The organism is Lysobacter sp. HA18, from assembly GCF_054057595.1.
Window position 1 is genome coordinate 2,028,663 of sequence record NZ_JBSRZL010000001.1, and the last position, 20,454, is coordinate 2,049,116.

Below are 20,454 nucleotides of genomic sequence, written 5' to 3' on the forward strand. Positions count from 1 at the left end.
CGCAACGAACACTATCGCTGCACGACTGGCTTCTTCGGATAGACCACGATGATCGTCAGGTCTTCGTCGCCCGTCGGAGCGAGCGCATGCGAATCGCCATTGCGCGTCAGCACGGCATCGCCTGCCGACATCGTTTGTTTGCGTCCGTTGAGCGTCAGCACGCCCCGCCCTTCAACGACGTAGTAGATCTCGTCCTTGTCGTTGACGTGCTCTCCGATGGTCGAACCCGGATGCAGCACGCGCTTGCGGAACACGGTGTCGAAGCCCGTCGCGTTGTCGAAGAACGGAAATGCCGTCGTGGTGCCGCCGCCTTCGTGCGGACCCGGCTGCGTAACCGCGATATCGCGTTCGCTCTGCACGTACGAATCGCGGCGCGCGGGCTGCTGCGCGAACGCCGAGATCGGAAGCAACAGCAGCACTGCGAATCGAACGGCCATCGTGAACTCCTCAGCGTGCGAGCCAGCCTCCGTCCACGGGCAGGATGGCGCCGTTGACGTAGTCCGATGCGCGACTGGCCAGAAATACCGCGGCACCGCCCAGGTCGGACGGCTCGCCCCAGCGATTGGCGGGAATGCGCTCGAGGATCGAGCGGTTGCGCGCCTCGTCCGCGCGCAGCGCGGCAGTGTTGTCGGTGCGCATGTAGCCCGGTGCGATCGCATTGACGTTGACGCCGCGCGACGCCCATTCGTTCGCGAGTAGTCGCGTGATGCCGGCGATACCGGCCTTGCTCGCCGTATACGACGGCACGCGGATGCCGCCCTGGAACGACAGCATCGACGCGATGTTGATGATCTTTCCGTGGCCCCGCTCGAGCATCCCGCGCCCGATGGCCTGCGCGAGGAAGAACGACGCCTTGAGGTTGACGTCCATCACCGCGTCCCAGTCGGCTTCCGAAAAGTCCACCGCGTCCGTGCGGCGGATAAGTCCCGCGTTGTTGACAAGGATGTCGACCGGGCCTAGCGCGTCCTGCACCAGTGCGACGAGCCCCGGGATCGGGTCGAGTGTGGACAGATCGGTACGCGCGTCGATGAAGCGTCGACCCAGCGCGCGGACGAGATCGCCTGTTTCCTGCGAGTGCGTGCTGCTCGCCGCGGCGATGTCGGCGCCCGCTTCGGCGAGCGCGACGGCGATCGCCTGACCGAGGCCGCGGTTGGCGCCGGTGACCAGCGCAACGCGGCCGTCGAGACGGAACTGCTCGAGGATCATCGCGACCTCACTTCAACTGGCAGATGTCGAGCTGGTTCATGTCGGTGTAGTCGAGGTTCTCGCCGCCCATGGCCCAGATGAAGCCGTAGCTGCGCGTGCCCGAACCCATGTGGATGGACCACGGCGGCGAGATCACGGCCTCGTGGTCGGCGACCACGATGTGGCGCATGTCGGCCGGATCGCCCATGAAGTGCATGACGCGCTGACCATCGCCAAGGCCGAAGTAGAAATAGACCTCGGAGCGGCGGTCGTGCAGATGCGGCGGCATCGTGTTCCACACGCTGCCTTCCTTCAGCAGAGTCAGCCCGAGCAACAGCTGGCAGGACTGGCAGGTCGCCGGAACAATGTACTGGTAGATCGTGCGTTCGTTGCTGGTCTCCAGCGCGCCGCGTTCCAGCGGAACGGCCTGGCCTATGGCGATGTGTTTAGCGGCGTAGCGCGCATGCGCAGGCGTGGAGACGAGATAGAAGCGTGCGGGCGTCGTCGCGTCGTCCGATTCGAAGCGGACGTCGGCGCTGCCCATCGGGATGTACAGGCCGTCGAGGCGCGCGAGCTGGAAGACTTCGCCGTCGACGGTGACGCGACCGCCGCCCTCGCCCACGTTCACCACGCCCATCTCGCGGCGCTGCAGGAAAGGCTGTCCGGCGGCCGATGCGGGTTCGACCTGTGCGGGCAACGCGACCGCAGTCGCGCCAGGCAGCACGCCACCGACGACGATGCGCTCGTAATGCGTGTAGTTGAGGCGGACCTCGCCGTCGCCGAACAGCCCGTCCATCAGGTAGCGCGCGCGCAGCTGGTCGTTGGAGACCCCGACCATCATGTCGGGATGGGTGGCATGCAGAACCTTCTGGTACATCGGAACCCTCGTGGCGGCGCGCGTGAGAACCCGATCCTAGCCTCGAAGGTAACCGGTGTCACGCCCCTACGCTGCACCACTGCCACTGACGCGTTTGCGGCTCAGGCTTGGGGCGGAAGGCAGGATTCGCGGGTGATGAGGTGCGGCGTGACCGACAGCCCACCCGGCGACTGCACAGGCGCGGGCCAGGTCTCACCGAGCAGCAGCGACGCCGCTTGGCGGCCGATCTCGCGTACCGGCAACCGAATGGTCGACAGCGCCGGCAGCAGCTGCGCCGCGAGCGGGCTGTCGTCGTAACCCACTACGGACAGACCACCGGGCACGGAGATGCCCATGCGTTGCGCCGCCTTGTACACGCCGGCCGCCATTTCGTCGTTGCAGGCGAAGATGGCCGTCGGTCGTGGCTCGCGCGCCAGCAGTTGTTCGGCGCCCGCAAGGCCCGACTCGAACGTGTAGCCGCCCTCGTAGACGCAGTCGGGCGGCATGTCAACGCCGCGCTTGGCGAGCGCATCGATGAAGCCGCCGCCGCGCTCCACGGACGACCGATAGCGCGCAGGCCCGGTGATCAGGCCGATGCGGCGATGCCCGAGCGATTCGAGATAGTTCGCTACTTCTGCACCCGCGAGGCGGTCATGCGTGCGGACCATGCAACCCGGTTCGTCGAACGGAATCGACGCGACGCGAACGTAGCGGCAGCCCACTTCGCGCAGCATGTCCGCCAGCGCTTGGTCTTCCGAGACACGCGGAATCAGGATCACGCCATGCAGTTTCTGCCGCTGCACGAAGTGGCGGATGCCGTCGATATAGCCTTCGCTCTTGCTGTCGCAGGGATGCACGACCAGCCCGTAGCCGGTGTCGCGCAGCGCGTCGAGCGCGCCGTACTGCATGTGCACGATGTACTGCGCGGTCGGGTTATCGAACACCAGCCCGATGAGAAACGAGCGGCGGAACGCGAGCCCGCGCGCTTGCGGATCGGGCACATAGCCGTATTCCTGCATCAGCGCGTTGACGCGGTCACGCGTGTCGGCACGCACCATCGGCGACCCGTTGAGCACGCGCGATACCGTCTTCTTCGACACGCCGGCCAGCCGCGCAATGTCGTTGATCGTCGGCTTTCCGGTCAGCGGCATGCCGCCCGCATCGACGACGGTCTTTTTCGGGCTCATGGGGTCGGTCCGCTCATCGAGGCATTCTACGAGCGGATGTCCCCGGTGGACATCACTACTTCAGTTGCGCCGGCAACCAGAGCGAAAGCTCCGGCACGAATGCGACGACGAGCAGCACGCCGAATGCCGCGAACCAGAACGGCCAGATCGTGCGAAGGCACTCGCCGATGCTGATGCGCCCGATCGCGGTACCGACGAACAGCACCGAACCGAGCGGCGGGCTGATCAGGCTCAGGCCGCCCTTGAGCACCAGGATCACGCCGAAGTGGACCGGATCGATGCCGATCGCCTTCGCCACGGGTAGGAAGATCGGCGTGCAGATGATGATCATGGGCGCGAGATCCATGAAGGTGCCGAGCACCAGCAGCACCAGAATCATCAGCAGCAACATGACGTTCTTGTCCGTCGTCAGACCCGTGAGCACATGCACTGCGGCTGACGGCACCTGCAGGTAGGCGAGCAGCCAGCCGAACGTTGCGGCCGACGCGATGACCAGCAGGATCATCCCGGTCGTGCGCGAAGCATGCACGCACGTGGCCATGAACTCGCCCCACGACAGGCTGCGATACGCGAGCCCGGTCACCGCGAGCGCATAGGCCACCGCCACTGCCCCGCTTTCCACCGCGGTGAAGATGCCGGCGCGAATGCCGATGAAGATGATCGCGACGAGCAACAGACCTGGAAACGCCGCGACGAGTCTCCGGCCGACGACACGGAAGCCCGGGAACGCCTCGACCGCATAACCGCGGCGGCGCGCCATCCACCACGTGGTGCCCATGAGTGCCAGCGTCATCAACAGCGCGGGGAAGATGCCTGCGGCGAACAGGTCGGCGATTGAAATACTGCCGCCCGCGGACGCCGAATACAGGATGAGGTTGTGCGACGGCGGTACGAGCAACGCGACCAGCGCCGCCGTCATCGTGACGTTAACCGAGAAGTCGCGATCGAAGCCGCGCTTGACCATCTGCGGAATCATCGCGCCGCCAACCGCCGAGACGTCCGCAATGGCCGATCCCGACACGCCGCCGAAGAACAGCGACGACAGCACACTGACCTGCCCCAACCCGCCGCGCACATGGCCGACGAGTGCGGACGCCAGACCGATCAGTCGCTCCGATATGCCGCCGCGCAGCATGATTTCACCCGCGAAGATGAAGAGCGGGATTGCCAGTAGCGACGCCGACGCCGCGCCCGTTGCCGTCTGCTGTGCAGCGACGATCACCGGGAGCCCGAGATAGGCGAGCGTTGCAGCGGATGCGGCGAACAGCGAGAACGCGACCGGCACGCCGACGATCAACAGCAGGAGGAAGACCGCGAACAGGATGGCGATGGCCATGCGTCAGTGACTCCGGGCCGGCGGCGCGTCCGTCAGCAGACGATGCGTCGCGAAAATCGCGATGAGAATGCCGCCCAGGCAAAGCGGCAGGTAGAACGTTCCTTCTGGAATGCCAGCGCCGGCCATCGGTACGGTCCAGCTGTCGCCCGCGAGCCACACGCCCCACATCGCGAGCGCGACGCCGATGAGCGCGATCAGCGATCGGGAGAACGCACGAAGGACGCGCGCGACCCGCGGCGGCGCTGCCTCACGCGCGATGAAGAACCCGAAGTGCGCTTCGTCGCGCACGCCGACCGCGGCGCCGAACATCATCGTGGTGTTGAGCAGCAGCAGCGCGACCGGTTCCGTCCAGTCCGGTGATGCGTTCAACACGTAGCGTGCAAACACCTGCCAGGCCTGCACACCCGCCATGCTGATCAGCGCCGTGCCAGCAATGACGCCCGCGACGCGCCCCAACCGATCGGTCCAATGGGTCGATGGCGGCGGTGTCGTGGCCACGACGTCCGCGATCGAAGCTGCGTGCACGGCGCGCGGTTCCGACGTGCTGCTCATGCTGCGCCCCTCACCGCTTCGTGCAGCCTTGCGAGCACAGGGTCGTGCAGGTAATCGCGCGCGACGCCCAGCGTCGCGCGACGCATCGCTTCACGATCCACTTCATTGATGCGTACGCCGCCGGCCGTCACGGTGGTCGCTGCTTCACGCTCGGCCTTGTCCCACAGGCCGCGCATATAGGGCACCGACGCAGCAGCGGCTTCGCGGATGAGATCGCGATCGCGCGGCGGCAGACTGTTCATCAGCTTGCGCGACATGATCAGGACATCCGGCGTGAACGTATGTTCCGAACGCGACCAGTACTTCGCGACTTCGAAGTGGCGGCTGGAGCTGAAACTCTTGATGTTGTTTTCCGCGCCGTCGATCAGCCGGGTCTGCAGCCCCGAGAAGATTTCGCCGAAAGGTAGTGGCGTCGCGTTCGCGCCGAGTGCATGGACCAGGCGAACGAAGATCTCCGACACGGGCGTGCGGATCTTCAACCCGTGCAGGTCGCTCGGTTCGTGGATCGGCCGCTGCGTGTTGTAGAAGCTGCGCGACCCCGAGTCGTAGAACGCCAGGCCGACCAGGTCGCGCTTATCGAAATCGGCAAGCACGCGCGTGCCCACCGGCCCATCGAGAACGCGACGCAGGTGCGCCGTGGAGTCGATGATGAACGGCAGCGATAGGATGCGAGTCGAGGGGACGGAATCGTTCATCGCCGCCAGGTAGACGCGGCTCATCGCAAGCGCGTCGAAGCGCGTCAGACTGATGGTGTTCGCTTCGCTGCCGAGCTGGCCCGAGTGATAGACCAACGTGTCGATACGCCCGCCGGTGCGTTCACGCAAATAGCGGCCGATGAAGCGCACGGCCTCCACGGTCGGGTAGTGATCGACGTGCACGTCGGCGGCACGCAACAGCATCGGCGCCGCGGCCCAACTCCGCGGGATCACTGCGGATGCGGCAGCGCCCAGACTCATCGCAAGGAACACGCGTCGTGTATTCATGCCGTCGGCTTGGAAGCGGGAATCGCGATGCAATCGATACGACCAAGCGGACCGAAATCGACCTCGGCGTGCTGGCCTTCGCGGATATCGTGGATGCCGGTAGCGGCACCCGTCGAGATCCACTGACCCGCGCGCAACGGCATGCCGCGTCGCGCGCAACGTGCCAGCGCGAAACGCAGCGCTTCGCCGGTTCCGCCGGCGATGGACGCCGCGGCACCCTGCCCGACTACGATGCCGTCGATACGGACCTCGCACGTCAGGCGCGGCTCGTCGCGATCGCGCCACTCGGGAATTTCAGGCCCGATGACGAGGCCCGTGTTGTTACCGAAGTCGGAAACGACCACTGTCGGGCCGAGATCGTTGATGGTCGCAAGTGGGCTGCCGGCAAACTCGACGCCGACATGCATGGCATCGACGACGGCCAGCGCTTCGTCCTCGGTCCAGTGCAACTTGTTCGGCGGCGCGTCCTCGCCGATGCGATAGACGAATTCCGCTTCGACCGCAGCGAATCCGCCCGGGATCACGTCGAACGTCGAAGGCGCACTCGAAGCGCGCTGCACTGCAGCAGAAAAAATCGGGCCGACGAGACGGTCCTCACCGAGTTGCGCCACCCATGCGTCCGGGATTTTTCCGACCTTCCAGCCTGCGATGGCGGACGGCCACAACGCGATCGCGGCGTCCTGGATTTCGTAGCCTGCATCGAGCCACGGTGGACGCGTGCCGGGGAAATCCGGGAGTGCATGCGCATGCTGGCGTGCATGCACGAATCGCCGAGCGATTTCCCAGGTTTCGGAGTCGTCACCCTGTTCCCAGCGGTCCATTGAGTCCCCTCGAGGTTCGGCCTCGTTGTATAGGAAACCGGTGTCATAGGCAACGAGTTTGGGCTAGGATCGGCCCGAACCCGCCGGAGACCGTCGATGCGCCCTTGGCTTACCGTCGTCCGTACGAGCGTTTACATGCTCGCCCTCGCCGCCCTGCCGGCAACGTTCCCCGCGATCGCTGCAACGTCGATCGCATTCCCCGGCGCGATGGGCGCCGCAGCACAAACACCCGGCGGTCGCGGTGGACAGATCATCCGCGTCACCACCCTCGCCGCGCAGGGCGCGGGCTCGATCGCCGAAGCCCTGAAGACGAAAGGGCCACGCATCGTCGTGTTCGAGGTTGGCGGCACGATCGATCTCGGCGTCAAGACCATCAAAGTCACCGAGCCTTTCCTGACGATCGCGGGGCAAACCGCGCCGTCGCCGGGCATCACGTTGATTCGCGGCGGCATCGACATCGCGACGCACGACGTCGTCGTGCAGCACCTGCGCGTCCGTCCGGGCGATGCAGGACTTCCGAAACACGCGGGCGTCGATTTCGACGGCATTTCCACGGTCGGCGGACGCGACGTCATCGTCGATCATTGCTCGCTGACGTGGGCAACCGACGAGAATCTCTCGGCGTCCGGGCCGCGTTTTACCGGTGACACGCCCGAGCAGTGGCGCGCGGCGACGTCGAGCCGAATCACCTTCAGTCACAACATCATTGCAGAAGGCCTCGCCGAGTCGACGCACATCAAGGGCGAGCATTCGAAGGGCTCGCTCATCCACGACAACACGCGCGACATCCTCATCGTCGGCAACCTCTACTCGAACAATAAGGAGCGCAATCCTTTGTTCAAGGGCGGCAGCCAGGGCTGGGTGATCAACAACCTGATCTACAACCCCGGGCGTCGCGCGGTGCATTACAACCTGATCGCGGAAGAGTGGAAGGGCCACGAACCGCAGACCGGTGAACTGACCGTGCTCGGCAACGTGATGCGCGGCGGGCCCGACACGCCGCCGACCACCACGTTCTTCATGTTCGGCGGATCCGGCCCGCTCGATCTGTACCTCGGCGACAACATCGCGGTCGACGCCGCGGGCGAGCCGGTCAAGATGTTCGGACGCTACAGCACCGCACCGGTCGAGCCGCGCATGCTGCGCAACCACCCCGCGTTGCCGTTCGGCGTGACGCCGATGCCCGCATCGCGCGTGCAGGACGCGGTGATTGCCGACTCCGGTGCGCGCCCGTGGGATCGCGATGACGTCGACCGCCGCATCGTCGCCGACGTGATCGAAGGCCGCGGCGGGATCATCAACAGCCAGTCGCAGGTCGGCGGCTACGCGGAGTTCCCGGAAACGCACCAGCCTTTCGTGCCCACCGACTGGAACCTCGACACGATGCAGCCGCTCAAGCCGCTGCCCGAGCGCGCCCCGCTGCGCTGACGCATGCACACGCCGGACCGCCCCACGCGCCGACGCCTGCTGAAGGCCGCGCTGGCATCCGGCGTGATCGCCCTGGCGCCGCTGAATGCATCGGCTGCGCCGGGCGTGATCGTTCGTACGCGCAGCGGTTCGGTGCGCGGTATGGTCGCCGACGGCATCCACGTATTTCGCGGCCTGCGTTACGGCGCCGACACCTCGACGGAGCGCTTCCAGCGCGCGCGGGCCGAAGTACCGTGGCTTGGCGTTCGCGATGCGACGCAGCCAGTGCGCCCCGCTCCGCAGACCGGCGCTCTGGGCCCCGGCACCGAAGACTGCCTTGCGCTCAACATCGCGACTCCCGCGCTGCGCGATGGCAGGCGTCGACCCGTGCTCGTCTACATCCACGGCGGCGGCTACACGCAGGGCTGGGCGAGCGATCCGCTGTACGACTCGGTGCGACTCTGCCGTCGCGGCGACGTGGTCGTTGCAAGCGTGCAGCACCGCCTCGGCGTGTTCGGCTACCTGTCGCTCGGTGGGTACGGCGATGCGCGCTTTCGTGATTCGGGCAACGTCGGCCAGCTCGACCTCATCGATGCGCTGAAATGGATTCGCGAGCACGCCGCGGAATTCGGCGGCGACCCCGACAACATCACCTTGTTCGGTCAATCCGGCGGCGGTGCGAAAATCGCGACGTTGATGGCGATGCCCGAGGCTTCTGGTCTGTTCCAAAAGGCGTGGACCATGAGCGGCCAGCAGGTCACCGCGGCCGGCCCGCGCGCGGCGCGGCAGCGCAGCGATCTTCTTCTTGACGCGCTCGGCGTGCCGCACGCGCAACTGGACCGCCTGCTGTCGCTCCCGGCCGATGCGTTGCTGAAAGCCGCGCAGATCGCCGACCCCTCGCGCATCGAAGACACGCGCCTCTATTTCGGACCGGTGCTCGACGGCCACGCCCTTCCGAGGCATCCGTTCCATCCCGACGCACCATCGCAGTCGGCCGCCATCCCCATGGTGATCGGCAACACGCTGGACGAAACGCGCGCGTTCCTCGGCGCGGACGACGCGATGTTCGCGCTGACGTGGGACACGCTCCCTGCGCAGCTCGAACGACAGCAATACAGCGACGTTCCGGTAGAGATGGTGATCGATGCCTATCGACGCATGCACCCCGACTGGTCGCCGTCGCAGGTCTTCTTCCGAGCCACCACCGCAGGGCGCTCATGGCGGGGCGCGATCATCGAGGCCGAAGCGCGCGCGCGCCAGGGAGCGCCGACATGGGCGTACGAACTCGACTGGCCGTCACCGCTCGATGGCGGGCGCTGGGGCGCGATGCACACCCTCGACATCCCACTCGTGTTCGGCACCCTCGATGCCATGGGCTCGAAGACCGGCACCGGTGCCGAGGCACGCGCCGTATCGAACGACATGAGCGACGCACTGATCGCGTTCGCCCGCACGGGGTCACCGCAGCATGCCCGCCTGCCCGCATGGCCGCACTATTCGCTGGCTCGACGCGAAACCCTGGTGTTCGACGCGGCGCCTCGCTTGGCGAACGACCCGCGCGGCGATGAGCGTCGACTGTGGGACAGCGTTCCCTTCATCCAGCGCGGTACGTTCTGACCAACAAAAAAGCCCCGGCATTGCCGGGGCTTTTTGCGAATCGGCCGATCAGAACTGGTAGCGGAAACCCGCGTAGATCTGGCGCCCGGTGTGATGGTAGACCGACGTGCGGTCGCCGACCGAATCGACGAACTGGTCGTTGAACTCGTCCGTCAGGTTGATGCCTTCCAGCGTCAACGCGAGCCGATCGTTGACGTTCCAGGTCACCGACATGTCGAGGTTGAAGGTCTCGTGCTTGCCTTCGACGTCGTTGTTGTTGCGGCCGGGTACGACCTGCAGGTACTCGTCGCGATAGGAACCCGACACGCGTGCGCTGAAATGATCGTTTTCGTAGTAGAGCGTCGCGTTGTACGAGTCCGGCGACAGGTTCACGAGGTCCGCTGTAACGAGCTGGGTCGACGTCGGCGACACCGCGTAGTCGATCTGCGATTCGACGTGCGTGTAGTTGAGGATGACGCCGAAACCGCTCCACGCGCCTGACAGGAACGAGAACGGCTGCTGGTAGTTGATCTCGAAGCCCTTGAGCGGTCCGCCGGGCGTGTTGACCGGCGAGGTGATATCGAACGGCGTGTCGGCAGGCAGCCCGACCGGCGTCAGCAGATCGAGCGGCAGGCCGGTCGTGTTGTACGGGCGCGTCTCGCGCAGGGTCTGGATGTAGCTGTCGATGTCCTTGTAGAACAGCGCGACGCCCAGCAGCGCGTCCTGAGCGAAATACCACTCCGCGCTGAAGTCGTACGTGGTTGCGCGGAACGGCTCGAGCAAGGGATTGCCGGTCGTGATGGTGCGCAGCGTGGTGTTGATCGTGCCGCCCGGCGACAGGTTCGGCAGCTGCGGACGCGCCATCACCTTGGCAGCACCGAAGCGCAGCACGATGTCGTCCGCCGCGTTCCACGCAAGGTTGAGCGACGGCAGCACGTCGCTGTACTCGTTGTGCACGGTGACGGGCGAGCCGCCGCCGGTGGCGAGGTAGCCCGTCGTCGTGACGTCGGTTGCCGCATAGCGTGCGCCGAAGTTGCCGCGCAACGGGCGATCGAACATGTCGACGTTGAAGTCCAACTGCAGGTAACCGCCCTGGTTGGCCTCGGTGACGCTGAAATTGTTGCCGCGCGCGTTGCCGTTGGTGGTGCTGGTGAGTCGGAAATCGTCGGCGTCGCCTGCGACTCCGGGTGTCGGGTCGCAATTGCAGTAGATGTTGAACAGCCCGGCGATCGCGCCGAGGTTGGGAATGACCCAGCCGGAGGCGTTGCCGGACGGCTGCCCGAGCCCGCGGCCAAAATCCGTGAGTGCTGCGCTGATGCCAGCGACGGTCGTGCCCGCCGGCAGGTTCGGCACGCGCGTTTCGTTCGCGCGACGGAACTCGGTCGTCTCGAAGCCGTATTCCTTCCAGCCCAGCCCGCCCTTCAGCGTGAAGCGTTCGTCGATCTTGAACGCGAGGTCGAACTTCCCGGTATCGAACGTGTTGTCAGCTGTGATCGGGCGGATGCGGATCTCCGAGCCCGTGGAGTTCGCTGCCGGATTGCTGACCCACTGCCACGACGCCGGGTCGCTGACGTTGAAGGGATACGTAATCCGCGGTGTCTTGTCGTTGCCGCGGAAGTCCCAGGCGTAACCGTCCGCGTTCTGCACGTCCAGCGTCACCGTTGTCTGCACGGGGTTGTCGAACTTCGAGTCCGAATGTCCGACGCGCGCGTTCAGATGCAGGCGGTCGGTGAGCTTCTGATCGACCTCGATGCCGAGTTGCCTGAAGGTGGTGGACAACTCGTCGTAACGCGATTCGGAGCGCACGTCGACGTTGTCGAATACACCGTAGACGAGATTGCCACGGTCATCCACCTGGGCTTCGCGAACGACGGTCTGCGGCTTGCCGCCTTGCGCCGCAGTACGGCTGAAGGAGATCGTTTCAAGGAAGTCTTCCTGCCGCGTCGCATCCAGTTTCGCGTACAGGCCATCGACCGACACCACCATGTCGTCGGCGATCTTGAATTGCATCGAGCCGGTCACGCCGAGGCGCTGCTGTTCGTGCGTGAGCCGCCCGTAGCGCGGCAGGCGCGGGCCGAACACGTTGCCCGCACTCGCGGTGGCGTACGCGTCGTTGAACGCCGCACCGGAACCGCGCGGCACACCGGTTGCGCAGTTCGCGGCGTTCGAGCCCGGCGCCACCGAAGCCGGCGTCACGCCCACAGGGCTGCAATAGCCGCCGGACGCGGAACTGGGCTCCCAACGCACCGCGCTGAAGCCTTCCTCGATCAGCCCGCGCTCGCTGTACGCGACGGAGAGCAGCGCGCCGAATCGCCCGTCCGCCCATGTGTTGCTGATCAGCGCGACGCCGCGCGGATCCCACGATTCCGACAGGTCGTTGTAGCCGATCTGCCCGCTGATCGATGAAGTGAAGCCTTTGTAGTCGAACGGGCGCGCGGCGCGCAGATCGACCGTCGCACCGAGCGAGCCTTCGTCGATTTCCGCGGCCTGCGTCTTGCGTACCGTCAGGCTGTTGAACAGTTCCGACGCAAACACGTTGAAGTCGAACCCGCGGCCACGATTCGCGCCACCGGAACTGTCGGTGCCGCCCGTCGTAGCGAGTGCTTCCATGCCGTTGATGCGCACGCGCGTGAAGTCCGGGCCGAGGCCGCGCACCGTGATCGAACGGCCTTCGCCGGCGTCGCGATCGATGGACACGCCGGGGATGCGTTGCAGCGATTCCGCGAGGTTGAGGTCGGGGAATTTGCCGATGTCCTCGGCGACGATCGAGTCGATCTGGTCGACCGAATAGCGCTTGTCATCCAGCGCTTTCGCGACGCTCTGGCGGAAGGTACCGACCACGCGAACGGTGTCGAGCTCCTGCGGAGTCGCGCCTTTGGTGTCCTGTGCGTCATCTGTCGCGGGTTGCGTCGTACCCGTCGCCTGCTGGGCGTAAGCCGGGGCGCACAGCGCGGTCGCGATCGACAGCGCGAGCAAGGTAACCGGTGTCTTTTTAACCGAACCGCGTTTTGCCATGTCAGCTCCCCTCCAAAGGCCGTTGGATTGCGGCATCCAGCGTTGACTGGCGTTCGCCGCTTGGTAAGGTGTCCCCGAACGCCAAATGACACCGATGGTCAAAACCTAGCAGGGCTGCACTGCGAAGGCATGCTGCAGCGCGGAAAGGCCCGCGGGCCGGAGGTCGCATGTTGCATCGCACCGTATGTTTCGGAGAGTTGCTGCTGAGGCTCGGCGCCCCGGGCCGCGAGCGTTTTCTACAGTCGCCGGAGCTGTGCGTCCATGTCGGCGGCGCGGAAGCCAACGTCGCGCTCGCACTCGCGCAGTGGGGACATGACGTGGCCTTCGTCAGCGCCGTTCCCGACAACGCGCTCGCAGATGCAGCACTCGCCGTGCTGCGTGGTCGGCGCGTCGACGTGACGCGTGTGCAGCAGCGGCCCGGGCGAATGGCGCTCTACTTCCTCGAAATCGGTGCGGGCGCGCGGGCGTCGAAAGTCGTCTACGACCGCGCCGGCTCATCGTTCTCCCGGACCGGCGACGAGCACTACGACTGGCGTGCTCTGCTTGCCGGCGCGCATCGCCTCCACCTGTCCGGAATAACCCCGGCGCTCTCGCTTGATGCCGCCAAAGCGGCCATCGCTGCGGCCAGCGCCGCACGCGAGCTCGGCATGGACGTCGTGTTCGACGGCAATTTCCGTCCCAGCCTGTGGGCGGTTCGAGATACCGACCCGCAGCCCGTTCTGCGCGAATTGTTCGCGCTTGCGACGACCGCGTTCGCAGGTGCACGCGATATCGATCTGGTGCTCGGAACGCAAGCCAGTACGACAGCTGACCCATACACGGACTTCGAGCGTGCCGCGTCGCGCGCGTTCGACGCATTTCCGTCGCTGCAACGCCTGGTCTGCACTACGCGAACGGTGCACACCGCGGATCGCTATTCGCTCGGTGCCCTGCACGCGAGGCGGGACGGCGCGATCGTGCGCGCAGATGATTTGGCTCTCGACGGCATCGTCGATCGTATCGGTGGGGGCGATGCATTCGCGGCCGGCGTTCTGCACGGCATCGATTCGGGCTGGACGGATGCGCGCGCCGTCGCGTTCGGTCTCGCGGCCTCAGTGCTCAAGCACACCGTACCCGGTGACTTCCTCATCGCGACGGAAGCGGACGTAATGGCGGTGGTGGAAGGCGAGCCCGCGGACGTGCGGCGCTGACGCGCCGGGCTCTCGAACGATCGCAGCAAGCGACGAATTACGCCTGCGCCACCGAACGCACAAAAAAGGCTCCCATCGGGGAGCCTTTCAGGACTTGGCGGAGAGAGTGACCGCCATGTTTCTTCCGCCGAAGTTGGTGGCGGTCCGACAGCCGGCGTAACCGTTTGAAAGTCTTAGGCCTTACGCTCCCCACGTGGTTCGGAATGGTCGGGCATGTCCGGCATAATCCGACGCTCACGTAGGGAACAACGTAGGGAGCGGTCCGCTACTGCTATGCCACAGTTGACCAATCGACTGTCCGACCGCGCCATTCGGTCCTTGACACAACCCGGGCGTTTCAACGACGGCAGCGGGTTGTACCTGCTCGTGAGTCGCGCAGGCGCGCGGTCGTGGGTTTTTCGTTTTCGGTCGCGTGCGACCGGCAAGCACCGGGACAAAGGGCTGGGCTCGCTGGCGGTTGTGCCGCTCGCCGACGCGCGCCGTAAGGCTGACGCATGCCGCAAGTTGCTTGCTCGCGGCGTTGATCCTATCGACCGCGCACAGCGAGCACGGCTCCGCGCCGTGGAAGCCGCCGCTAGCCGGCGCACGTTCGGCTGGTGCCTCGACCAGTACATAGCGAGTCGTGCCGACGGCTGGAAGAACGATAAGCACAAAGCCCAGTGGACGACCAGCGTGACCACGCACGCGGCGCGCTTGATCGCGATGGACGTGGCGGCAATTACGACCGACGACGTATTGACCGCGCTGCAAGTCATCTGGGCCACAAAGACCGAAACCGCTTCGCGCGTGCGGCAACGCGTCGAAGCCGTCATTGATTGGGCGACGACGAAGAATTACCGGCACGGGGAGAACCCAGCGCGCTGGCGCGGCCACTTGCAGAACCTTCTGCCGAAGCCTTCCGCCGTCAAAGCCGTACAACACCGGGCGGCGCTGCCTTACCCCGACATGCCAGCGTGCATGGCCAAGGTGTGCGCGAAAGAGACGCAGGCCGCGCGTGCGCTTCGCATGACGATCTTGACCGCGCTTCGCGCGGGAGAGGTTGTAGGCGCGCGCTGGGAAGAATTCGACTTCAAGGCTGGCGTCTGGACGATTCCGGCACAACGCATGAAGGGGCCAAAGTCGCAGCGCCGGGACCACACAGTCCCCCTGTTCCCAGCGCTTTTGGATTTGGTGAAGGCACTGCCTCGCGTTTCCGACGTGTACCTGTTCCCGGGTGGTGGGCGGAAAAACCCGGTCATGTCCACGGATGCGGTGTTGAACGCACTGCAGGAGTTGGACCCCGACTACGAGGGCCTCACGACGCACGGCTTCCGCAGCACATTTCGCGACTGGGTAGGCGATGAAACGGACTTCGACGAGAACCTCGCGGAGTTAGCCCTTGCCCACAAGCTCAAGGACAAAGTCGCCGCGGCCTATCGCCGCAAAACCGCTCTGGAGAAGCGGCGCGAACTCATGACCGCGTGGGCCACGTTCGTGGACACGCCGACAAAAGGGAAGGCGCGTGGCTAAGAAGCCCAAGCATTCTGACATTCTGGCCGCGGTGGGCTACGTCAGCCCGAGCACCGAGCACCTTTTGGACTATCCCGACACGCCACTCGGCCGCGCCCTTCGCAAGGTCGCTGACCGCGCGCGAACCGGCAAACCTGGGCCTGTTGCCTTCGCCATTGGCCAAGAACTGCGAACGGTCTGGTCCGAAATTGTGGATAAGGGCATCGAATCCCCGGCGGATGCCATGCCGATTTTTGCGGACGCCATGCACCGGTTCTCGAATCGCCTGCACGACTTGCTCAAACATGCGGCCACCGTACGCGGTAAGCGCGGCACGCCGAAACGCACGCGAGTTAAGGCGCTGCGCGGCGAGACGACTATCGCGGCAGCAATTGCAGCGGAACTGGAGTTGATCCCGGTGGAGGAACGCGGCGGTTCAGATGCCATCAACACTGTCTATCGGGCGCTGGCCGCGAAAAACATCACCACAACCAAGCGATACGTCCGCGATAGGCGCGCCAAGCTTGCGCGCCGTTCGAGCGGAACAACCCCCCGGTAAAGCGGCGTTTTGCTGGCCGGGCCGCACGGCCGGGCTAGATAGTCCTATCCGCACCGGCGCCGCATCTGCGCGCCAAAACAAGCGGAGATGGACACCATGTTGTTTGACGAAGCGCGCCTGTACCGAGTGCGGGAAATCGTGCGCGGCCACCGCGGCGCAGGTCCGCTGCCCATCTCGCGATCGACCTGGTACGACGGCGTTGCGACCGGGCGCTTCCCGCGCGGCGTAAAGCTCGGCGTGAAAGTGACGGCATGGCGAGGCGCGGACCTCAACCGCATTGCCGTGCCGGACAGCGTTGATCCACCGTCGGCCGCACGGCCCGCGCGACGCCCGGCGTGAAGGCTGCCGACGTGCACTTCGTTCGGTTCCACCTCAACGACCACCAAACTTCGACCGCCCACCTGTCGGCGCTGGAGCACGGTGTGTACGTGCGCATGCTCCACCGCTACTACAGCACGGAGCGGCCGCTACCTAACGACGTTGGCGACGTGTGTCGCGTCGCCCGGGCCGCGTCGACCGGTGAGCGCAAGGCGGTGAAGTCGCTCTTGGTGGAGTTCTTCACGTTAAAGCCGGACGGCTGGCGCCACCGCCGTTGTGACAAAGAGATCGCGCGCTACTACGCGAAGTCGGAGCAGGCGCGAGACGCGGCGAACGCGCGTTGGGGCAACGTCGACGATGCGGACGGTATGCAGACGCATAGCGAGGGCGCTGCAGACGACATGCCGCCGCAATGCGCCCGCAATGCGAGCCGTATAGCCAGTAGCCACAAGCCACCAACCAGCGAGCTTCCGCCTCCGGGTGATATATCACCCGCTGTTGCTTTTAATGCTTCGGATAGGCCGAACGCGCAACTGCAACGGCCGGAAACAGGTTTCCGAGAACAGCCAAAGCCGCAGCCGCCGCAAAGGCGTACGGCGAGCACGGACGGTCTCGTTAATGCTGCGGACCTCGCCGCGGCCGGACTCGCTCGCGCGAACGGCGCATGCCACCCCGACCCAACGGCGGGCACTCCTGCCGGAGGCGGCCGGCACGTGGAGGGCCCGCCATGACCCGCGCGCCGTCATCCACAGCCATCGCCGCCATCGCCGAATGCTGTGCCGTGCTGCGGGTGCCGCGGCCGAGCTGCCATGACTGGCTGCGCGCCCGGCTGAGCGCTGGCCCTGCGTCAATTCTCGCAACGTGGGAGGCCGGCATCGCTGCAGGCTTCGACGACCACGACCTCAACCACGCCGCCCGTCGTCTGAACGTTTCTGTCGTCGGCGGCGATACCTGGAGGTTGCAATGACCGACACCAAGCCGCCACTCGTCTATGCCGCCATCACCGCCGTGATGGCGGACCTGGCGCGCACAGGCATCGGCAAGGACGGGACGAACGTCCACGACAACTACAAGTTTCGCAGCATCGACGCGATGCTCGCGGCGCTGTCCCCGACGTTCGCGCGCCACGGCTTGGTGGTGTTGCCCCGCGTCATCACACGCGAAGTGACGGAGCGCACCAGTAAGTCCGGCGGATTGCTGCTGCACACCGTTTTACGTGTTGCCTTCGCCTTCATCGCGGCGACCGATGGAAGCCGGCACGAAATCGAAGTCATCGGTGAGGCGACCGACCGCGCGGACAAGGGCGCGAACAAGGCGATGACCTCTGCGTTCAAGCACGCGATGACGTTGGCGCTGTGCGTCGCCTACTCCGGCGTCGAAGACGCCGACAGCTCCACGGACGAAGCGCACGGCGCGCGCCGCAAACCTACACCACAGCACGGTGCCTGCGGTCTTGCCGAACAACTTGCCGACGCTATCGATGCTGCGTCGACCGACGCGGCGCTCGCCGCGCTGGTGCCGACACTCGACCAACTGCCCGTCGATTTGCGCCCACCGCTTCGTAAGAGATTCGGGGACCGACGCCAGCAACTTCGCCGACTCGAGCACGACCGTACACACCACGACGCCAACGCCGGACCCACGCCATGACCGCCACGACGCCGTTGCCGCCGCCCTTGGAGCGGGAGATGCGCGCGCTGGCCCGCGCGCTGCGCCATGTGTGGCGCCGCGACCTGAGCGACCAGCGCGACGTGCTTGCGGACTTGCTGCAGCGCGTGGAAGCAATGGAAGCGCACCTCCGCATGGACCCCGACGCACCCGTCCCGCGCGTGCGGTCCGTCATCCCTTTTCATCCCCGCCCGCGCCCGCGGACCTCACGCCGCTAAGGAGTAGAAGCCATGCCTGCCGCTTTCATCGGTTCTATTGGAACGGACACCACCACGCTGCCGCACGCGCCCGCCGTCTGGATCGACTGCGATGGCAGGGCCACGTGTGATATGCACTTCTTCAACCGACTCGATGCAACCCAGCAGGCCGACATGCACGCTGAAATGCAGCGCGTGCAGGCCGATTACAACGAGCGCCAGCGCCGAAGCGCGACGGCAGGGGCGACCTTGGATGCCGTCTATGGACCGCCCGTACCCACACCCGCCGCCCCGGAGTCTGTTGAGCGGCTAATCGGCGACATAGGCACTGACCTGCTCCGACTCTCGGATGCGCTGAAGGCCGCGCGCCTGTCACGCGTGGGTCAACAAGCGGCGGAACCAAACAATGAATCGTGACCTCTTTCTCCTCGCATGGCTGGCCAAGTCCGCGTGGATTTTGCGTCACGACCCAACGGTTGACCGCTACTTCGACGACGACCTGACGCTTGATCGGTACTTCGACGCCGACGAAGAACCACGATGGGACCGCATCAGGGAGGTGCGGGACCTGGTCAAGCGGCACGGTCAAGCGCTGGGACGCGAAGCCGCTGCGCTATACGCGTACGCAGAGACGCGTGCAGTGATGGAGCGCGTTGGGGCGGGCGGACCCAGCGGGGGGGACGTGGCAAATCGGGCGACTAGCACGCATACCGGCCGTCTACCCGCCCAATTAATTAAATCCAACGGCACAGGATAACCACCGTGCAATTGTCCACCGAGCGCAGCGGGCGGCTCTATCGGCACGTCATCGACACGGCAAACGAGGGAATCGAGGCGTGGTTGCGGCTTCTGGCCGAACTGCCGCGCCTGCGCGCGGAACTCGACGCCGGCGCGCACCCTCGGCTTACACGCTGGGTGTGGGACGGGTTGCAAGACGAAGCGGACTGCCTGCGCTCGCTGATCGAAGACGGCGAGATTGACGACCCTCCGCCCATCACGAGGGCCTGCCCGTTATCCCCCGGCGAGCGCCTGAGCTTGATCACAACGTTTGTCCTGTACGGCGAAGTTGCGCGCCGCGTGGTTGCGGCCGTGGACGAAATTGCTATCGACTTCCCCGAGTTGCTCGGCGCCGACGGTTTGCGCCGAATAGGCACCTGAATACCGATCATTCAAGACGCCGAGCGCCTTGCCCCGTAGGGCGTCCGCGTGATCAAGGAGATATAGGTTGCAAATAGCAGGCACCATGTGATCCGCCGCCGCCTTCGAAACTAAGCCAAAGGCCTTCATATGACGATCCCGCCCAACCTGATTTTTCTGCGCCGACAGGAGCAGGAGCTCGCAAAAAGGTCAGAAGCACTGGTGGCAAGCCAGAAGCAGTTGCTGGATCGAACGCGCCTTATGGCGAGCGCCATGGATGTCATGGACATCTATCGGCAGCACCACGACGACACCCGCGACGAACGCACGATGGCTCTTTTGGCGATGCGCACGTTCAACGCGTTTGCTGCCTGCTGGCGACTCACGTGCTCTGGCTATTACCAGAAGGCGGCAATGGTGCTGCGGGACGTCGTTGAGACGTCGTATCTCGTTGACTATCTTTATCGCTTTCCCAGCGAAATTGAGCGGTGGATTGGCGCCACCCCGAAGGAACTCAAGACCGAATTTTCGCCGTTCACGATCCGCACGAGGCTGGACGCCGACACAGGCCAAGGCAAGAGCAGGCGCGAAGAAATATACAAACGCTTTTGCACTTTGGCCGCCCATCCAACGGCGGATGGCTTCGCCATGCTGCACCCGCGCGGACACGACGCGGTCATCGGTCCGTTTCTCGATGAATCCGCGTTACGGGCGCTGATCGAGGAAATCGCGCCGCTCGCAAGCCAAGCCGGCCTGCTGTTCGCATTGCGCGTCGACGTGGAGAAGGCCGCCGGCAACGCGGTAGTCCACGGATTCCTTCGCGAGACCATGTTTTATGGAAGGGACTACTTGGGACGCCCCTACTCCGATGCCGACTTCGAAGATCTGGACCGGATTTTTGCGTAACACCGCGTAGCGCGTCCGTTGTCGCTGCCGGCCGCCGAGCCATCCATAGCGGC

The 20,454-nt window shown here is 65.4% G+C and carries 23 protein-coding genes; 14 read left to right on the forward strand and 9 right to left on the reverse strand.

Translation table 11 applies throughout. The features are described from left to right. Nucleotides 1-11: 11 nt before the first annotated feature. From ACVWWW_RS10065 to ACVWWW_RS10100, 8 genes are all read right to left on the reverse strand, one after another. The gene (locus ACVWWW_RS10065; protein WP_051234808.1) at nucleotides 12-437 is read right to left on the reverse strand and encodes a cupin domain-containing protein; all 426 of its coding nucleotides are present in this window, start codon (nucleotides 435-437) and stop codon (nucleotides 12-14) included. Nucleotides 438-447: 10 nt separating this feature from the next. After that, complete coding sequence (gene kduD, locus ACVWWW_RS10070) at nucleotides 448-1,206, reverse strand: 2-dehydro-3-deoxy-D-gluconate 5-dehydrogenase KduD (RefSeq protein ID WP_027082151.1); 759 nt, start codon at nucleotides 1,204-1,206, stop codon at nucleotides 448-450. 7 nt (nucleotides 1,207-1,213) lie between these two features. Next, nucleotides 1,214-2,062 (reverse strand): 5-dehydro-4-deoxy-D-glucuronate isomerase, encoded by an 849-nt coding sequence (gene kduI, locus ACVWWW_RS10075; RefSeq protein WP_027082150.1) that lies wholly within the window; start codon nucleotides 2,060-2,062, stop codon nucleotides 1,214-1,216. 101 nt (nucleotides 2,063-2,163) lie between these two features. Further along, nucleotides 2,164-3,228 carry a LacI family DNA-binding transcriptional regulator gene (locus tag ACVWWW_RS10080; protein ID WP_036141388.1) on the reverse strand — a complete coding sequence of 355 codons (1,065 nt, stop codon included), beginning with the start codon at nucleotides 3,226-3,228 and terminating at the stop codon, nucleotides 2,164-2,166. Between the two features lie 55 nt (nucleotides 3,229-3,283). Then, nucleotides 3,284-4,564 carry a TRAP transporter large permease gene (locus tag ACVWWW_RS10085; RefSeq protein ID WP_027082148.1) on the reverse strand — a complete coding sequence of 427 codons (1,281 nt, stop codon included), beginning with the start codon at nucleotides 4,562-4,564 and terminating at the stop codon, nucleotides 3,284-3,286. A 3-nt stretch (nucleotides 4,565-4,567) separates the two neighbouring features. Further along, nucleotides 4,568-5,116: a TRAP transporter small permease gene (locus ACVWWW_RS10090; protein WP_196804326.1), complete on the reverse strand. Its 549-nt coding sequence runs from the start codon at nucleotides 5,114-5,116 to the stop codon at nucleotides 4,568-4,570. Then, the gene (locus tag ACVWWW_RS10095) at nucleotides 5,113-6,099 is read right to left on the reverse strand and encodes a TRAP transporter substrate-binding protein (RefSeq protein ID WP_027082146.1); all 987 of its coding nucleotides are present in this window, start codon (nucleotides 6,097-6,099) and stop codon (nucleotides 5,113-5,115) included. Before ACVWWW_RS10095 ends, ACVWWW_RS10090 begins: the two co-directional genes overlap by 4 nt. After that, the gene (locus ACVWWW_RS10100) at nucleotides 6,096-6,920 is read right to left on the reverse strand and encodes a fumarylacetoacetate hydrolase family protein (protein ID WP_036141385.1); all 825 of its coding nucleotides are present in this window, start codon (nucleotides 6,918-6,920) and stop codon (nucleotides 6,096-6,098) included. The genes ACVWWW_RS10095 and ACVWWW_RS10100 overlap by 4 nt, the downstream gene beginning before the upstream one ends. A gap of 135 nt (nucleotides 6,921-7,055) precedes the next feature. Between ACVWWW_RS10100 and ACVWWW_RS10105 the strand changes: the two genes are divergently transcribed. Together ACVWWW_RS10105 and ACVWWW_RS10110 are read left to right on the forward strand one after the other, a co-directional pair. Continuing rightward, on the forward strand, nucleotides 7,056-8,348 hold the full coding sequence (locus ACVWWW_RS10105) for a polysaccharide lyase domain-containing protein (RefSeq protein ID WP_196804325.1): 1,293 nt from the start codon (nucleotides 7,056-7,058) through the stop codon (nucleotides 8,346-8,348). Between the two features lie 3 nt (nucleotides 8,349-8,351). Then, nucleotides 8,352-9,944 (forward strand): carboxylesterase/lipase family protein, encoded by a 1,593-nt coding sequence (locus ACVWWW_RS10110; protein WP_027082144.1) that lies wholly within the window; start codon nucleotides 8,352-8,354, stop codon nucleotides 9,942-9,944. A 48-nt stretch (nucleotides 9,945-9,992) separates the two neighbouring features. Here ACVWWW_RS10110 and ACVWWW_RS10115 read toward each other — a convergent pair whose 3' ends face one another. Then, nucleotides 9,993-12,938 carry a TonB-dependent receptor gene (locus tag ACVWWW_RS10115; RefSeq protein WP_027082143.1) on the reverse strand — a complete coding sequence of 982 codons (2,946 nt, stop codon included), beginning with the start codon at nucleotides 12,936-12,938 and terminating at the stop codon, nucleotides 9,993-9,995. A 167-nt stretch (nucleotides 12,939-13,105) separates the two neighbouring features. Between ACVWWW_RS10115 and ACVWWW_RS10120 the strand changes: the two genes are divergently transcribed. From ACVWWW_RS10120 to ACVWWW_RS10175, 12 genes are all read left to right on the forward strand, one after another. Further along, nucleotides 13,106-14,128 carry a sugar kinase gene (locus ACVWWW_RS10120; protein WP_051234802.1) on the forward strand — a complete coding sequence of 341 codons (1,023 nt, stop codon included), beginning with the start codon at nucleotides 13,106-13,108 and terminating at the stop codon, nucleotides 14,126-14,128. A gap of 273 nt (nucleotides 14,129-14,401) precedes the next feature. Beyond that, complete coding sequence (locus ACVWWW_RS10125; RefSeq protein WP_027082141.1) at nucleotides 14,402-15,637, forward strand: site-specific integrase; 1,236 nt, start codon at nucleotides 14,402-14,404, stop codon at nucleotides 15,635-15,637. Beyond that, on the forward strand, nucleotides 15,630-16,175 hold the full coding sequence (locus ACVWWW_RS10130; protein WP_027082140.1) for a hypothetical protein: 546 nt from the start codon (nucleotides 15,630-15,632) through the stop codon (nucleotides 16,173-16,175). The genes ACVWWW_RS10125 and ACVWWW_RS10130 overlap by 8 nt, the downstream gene beginning before the upstream one ends. Nucleotides 16,176-16,271: 96 nt before the next feature. Then, on the forward strand, nucleotides 16,272-16,514 hold the full coding sequence (locus tag ACVWWW_RS10135; protein WP_081671973.1) for an AlpA family phage regulatory protein: 243 nt from the start codon (nucleotides 16,272-16,274) through the stop codon (nucleotides 16,512-16,514). Beyond that, nucleotides 16,511-17,224 (forward strand): YdaU family protein, encoded by a 714-nt coding sequence (locus ACVWWW_RS10140; protein WP_051234800.1) that lies wholly within the window; start codon nucleotides 16,511-16,513, stop codon nucleotides 17,222-17,224. The genes ACVWWW_RS10135 and ACVWWW_RS10140 overlap by 4 nt, the downstream gene beginning before the upstream one ends. Continuing rightward, a complete protein-coding gene (locus ACVWWW_RS10145) occupies nucleotides 17,221-17,460 on the forward strand; it encodes a hypothetical protein (protein ID WP_155914157.1) in 240 nt (79 codons plus the stop codon). The genes ACVWWW_RS10140 and ACVWWW_RS10145 overlap by 4 nt, the downstream gene beginning before the upstream one ends. After that, nucleotides 17,457-18,143 carry an ERF family protein gene (locus ACVWWW_RS10150; protein ID WP_051234794.1) on the forward strand — a complete coding sequence of 229 codons (687 nt, stop codon included), beginning with the start codon at nucleotides 17,457-17,459 and terminating at the stop codon, nucleotides 18,141-18,143. The genes ACVWWW_RS10145 and ACVWWW_RS10150 overlap by 4 nt, the downstream gene beginning before the upstream one ends. Further along, complete coding sequence (locus ACVWWW_RS10155) at nucleotides 18,140-18,379, forward strand: hypothetical protein (protein WP_027082138.1); 240 nt, start codon at nucleotides 18,140-18,142, stop codon at nucleotides 18,377-18,379. The genes ACVWWW_RS10150 and ACVWWW_RS10155 overlap by 4 nt, the downstream gene beginning before the upstream one ends. A 12-nt stretch (nucleotides 18,380-18,391) precedes the next feature. Then, complete coding sequence (locus ACVWWW_RS10160) at nucleotides 18,392-18,775, forward strand: hypothetical protein (RefSeq protein WP_027082137.1); 384 nt, start codon at nucleotides 18,392-18,394, stop codon at nucleotides 18,773-18,775. Then, a complete protein-coding gene (locus ACVWWW_RS10165) occupies nucleotides 18,765-19,115 on the forward strand; it encodes a hypothetical protein (protein WP_027082136.1) in 351 nt (116 codons plus the stop codon). The genes ACVWWW_RS10160 and ACVWWW_RS10165 overlap by 11 nt, the downstream gene beginning before the upstream one ends. Before the next feature lie 5 nt (nucleotides 19,116-19,120). Then, nucleotides 19,121-19,516 carry a hypothetical protein gene (locus ACVWWW_RS10170; protein WP_027082135.1) on the forward strand — a complete coding sequence of 132 codons (396 nt, stop codon included), beginning with the start codon at nucleotides 19,121-19,123 and terminating at the stop codon, nucleotides 19,514-19,516. A 129-nt stretch (nucleotides 19,517-19,645) separates the two neighbouring features. Further along, nucleotides 19,646-20,401, forward strand: coding sequence for a hypothetical protein (locus ACVWWW_RS10175; protein ID WP_051234792.1), 756 nt, complete (start codon nucleotides 19,646-19,648; stop codon nucleotides 20,399-20,401). Nucleotides 20,402-20,454: the final 53 nt, after the last annotated feature.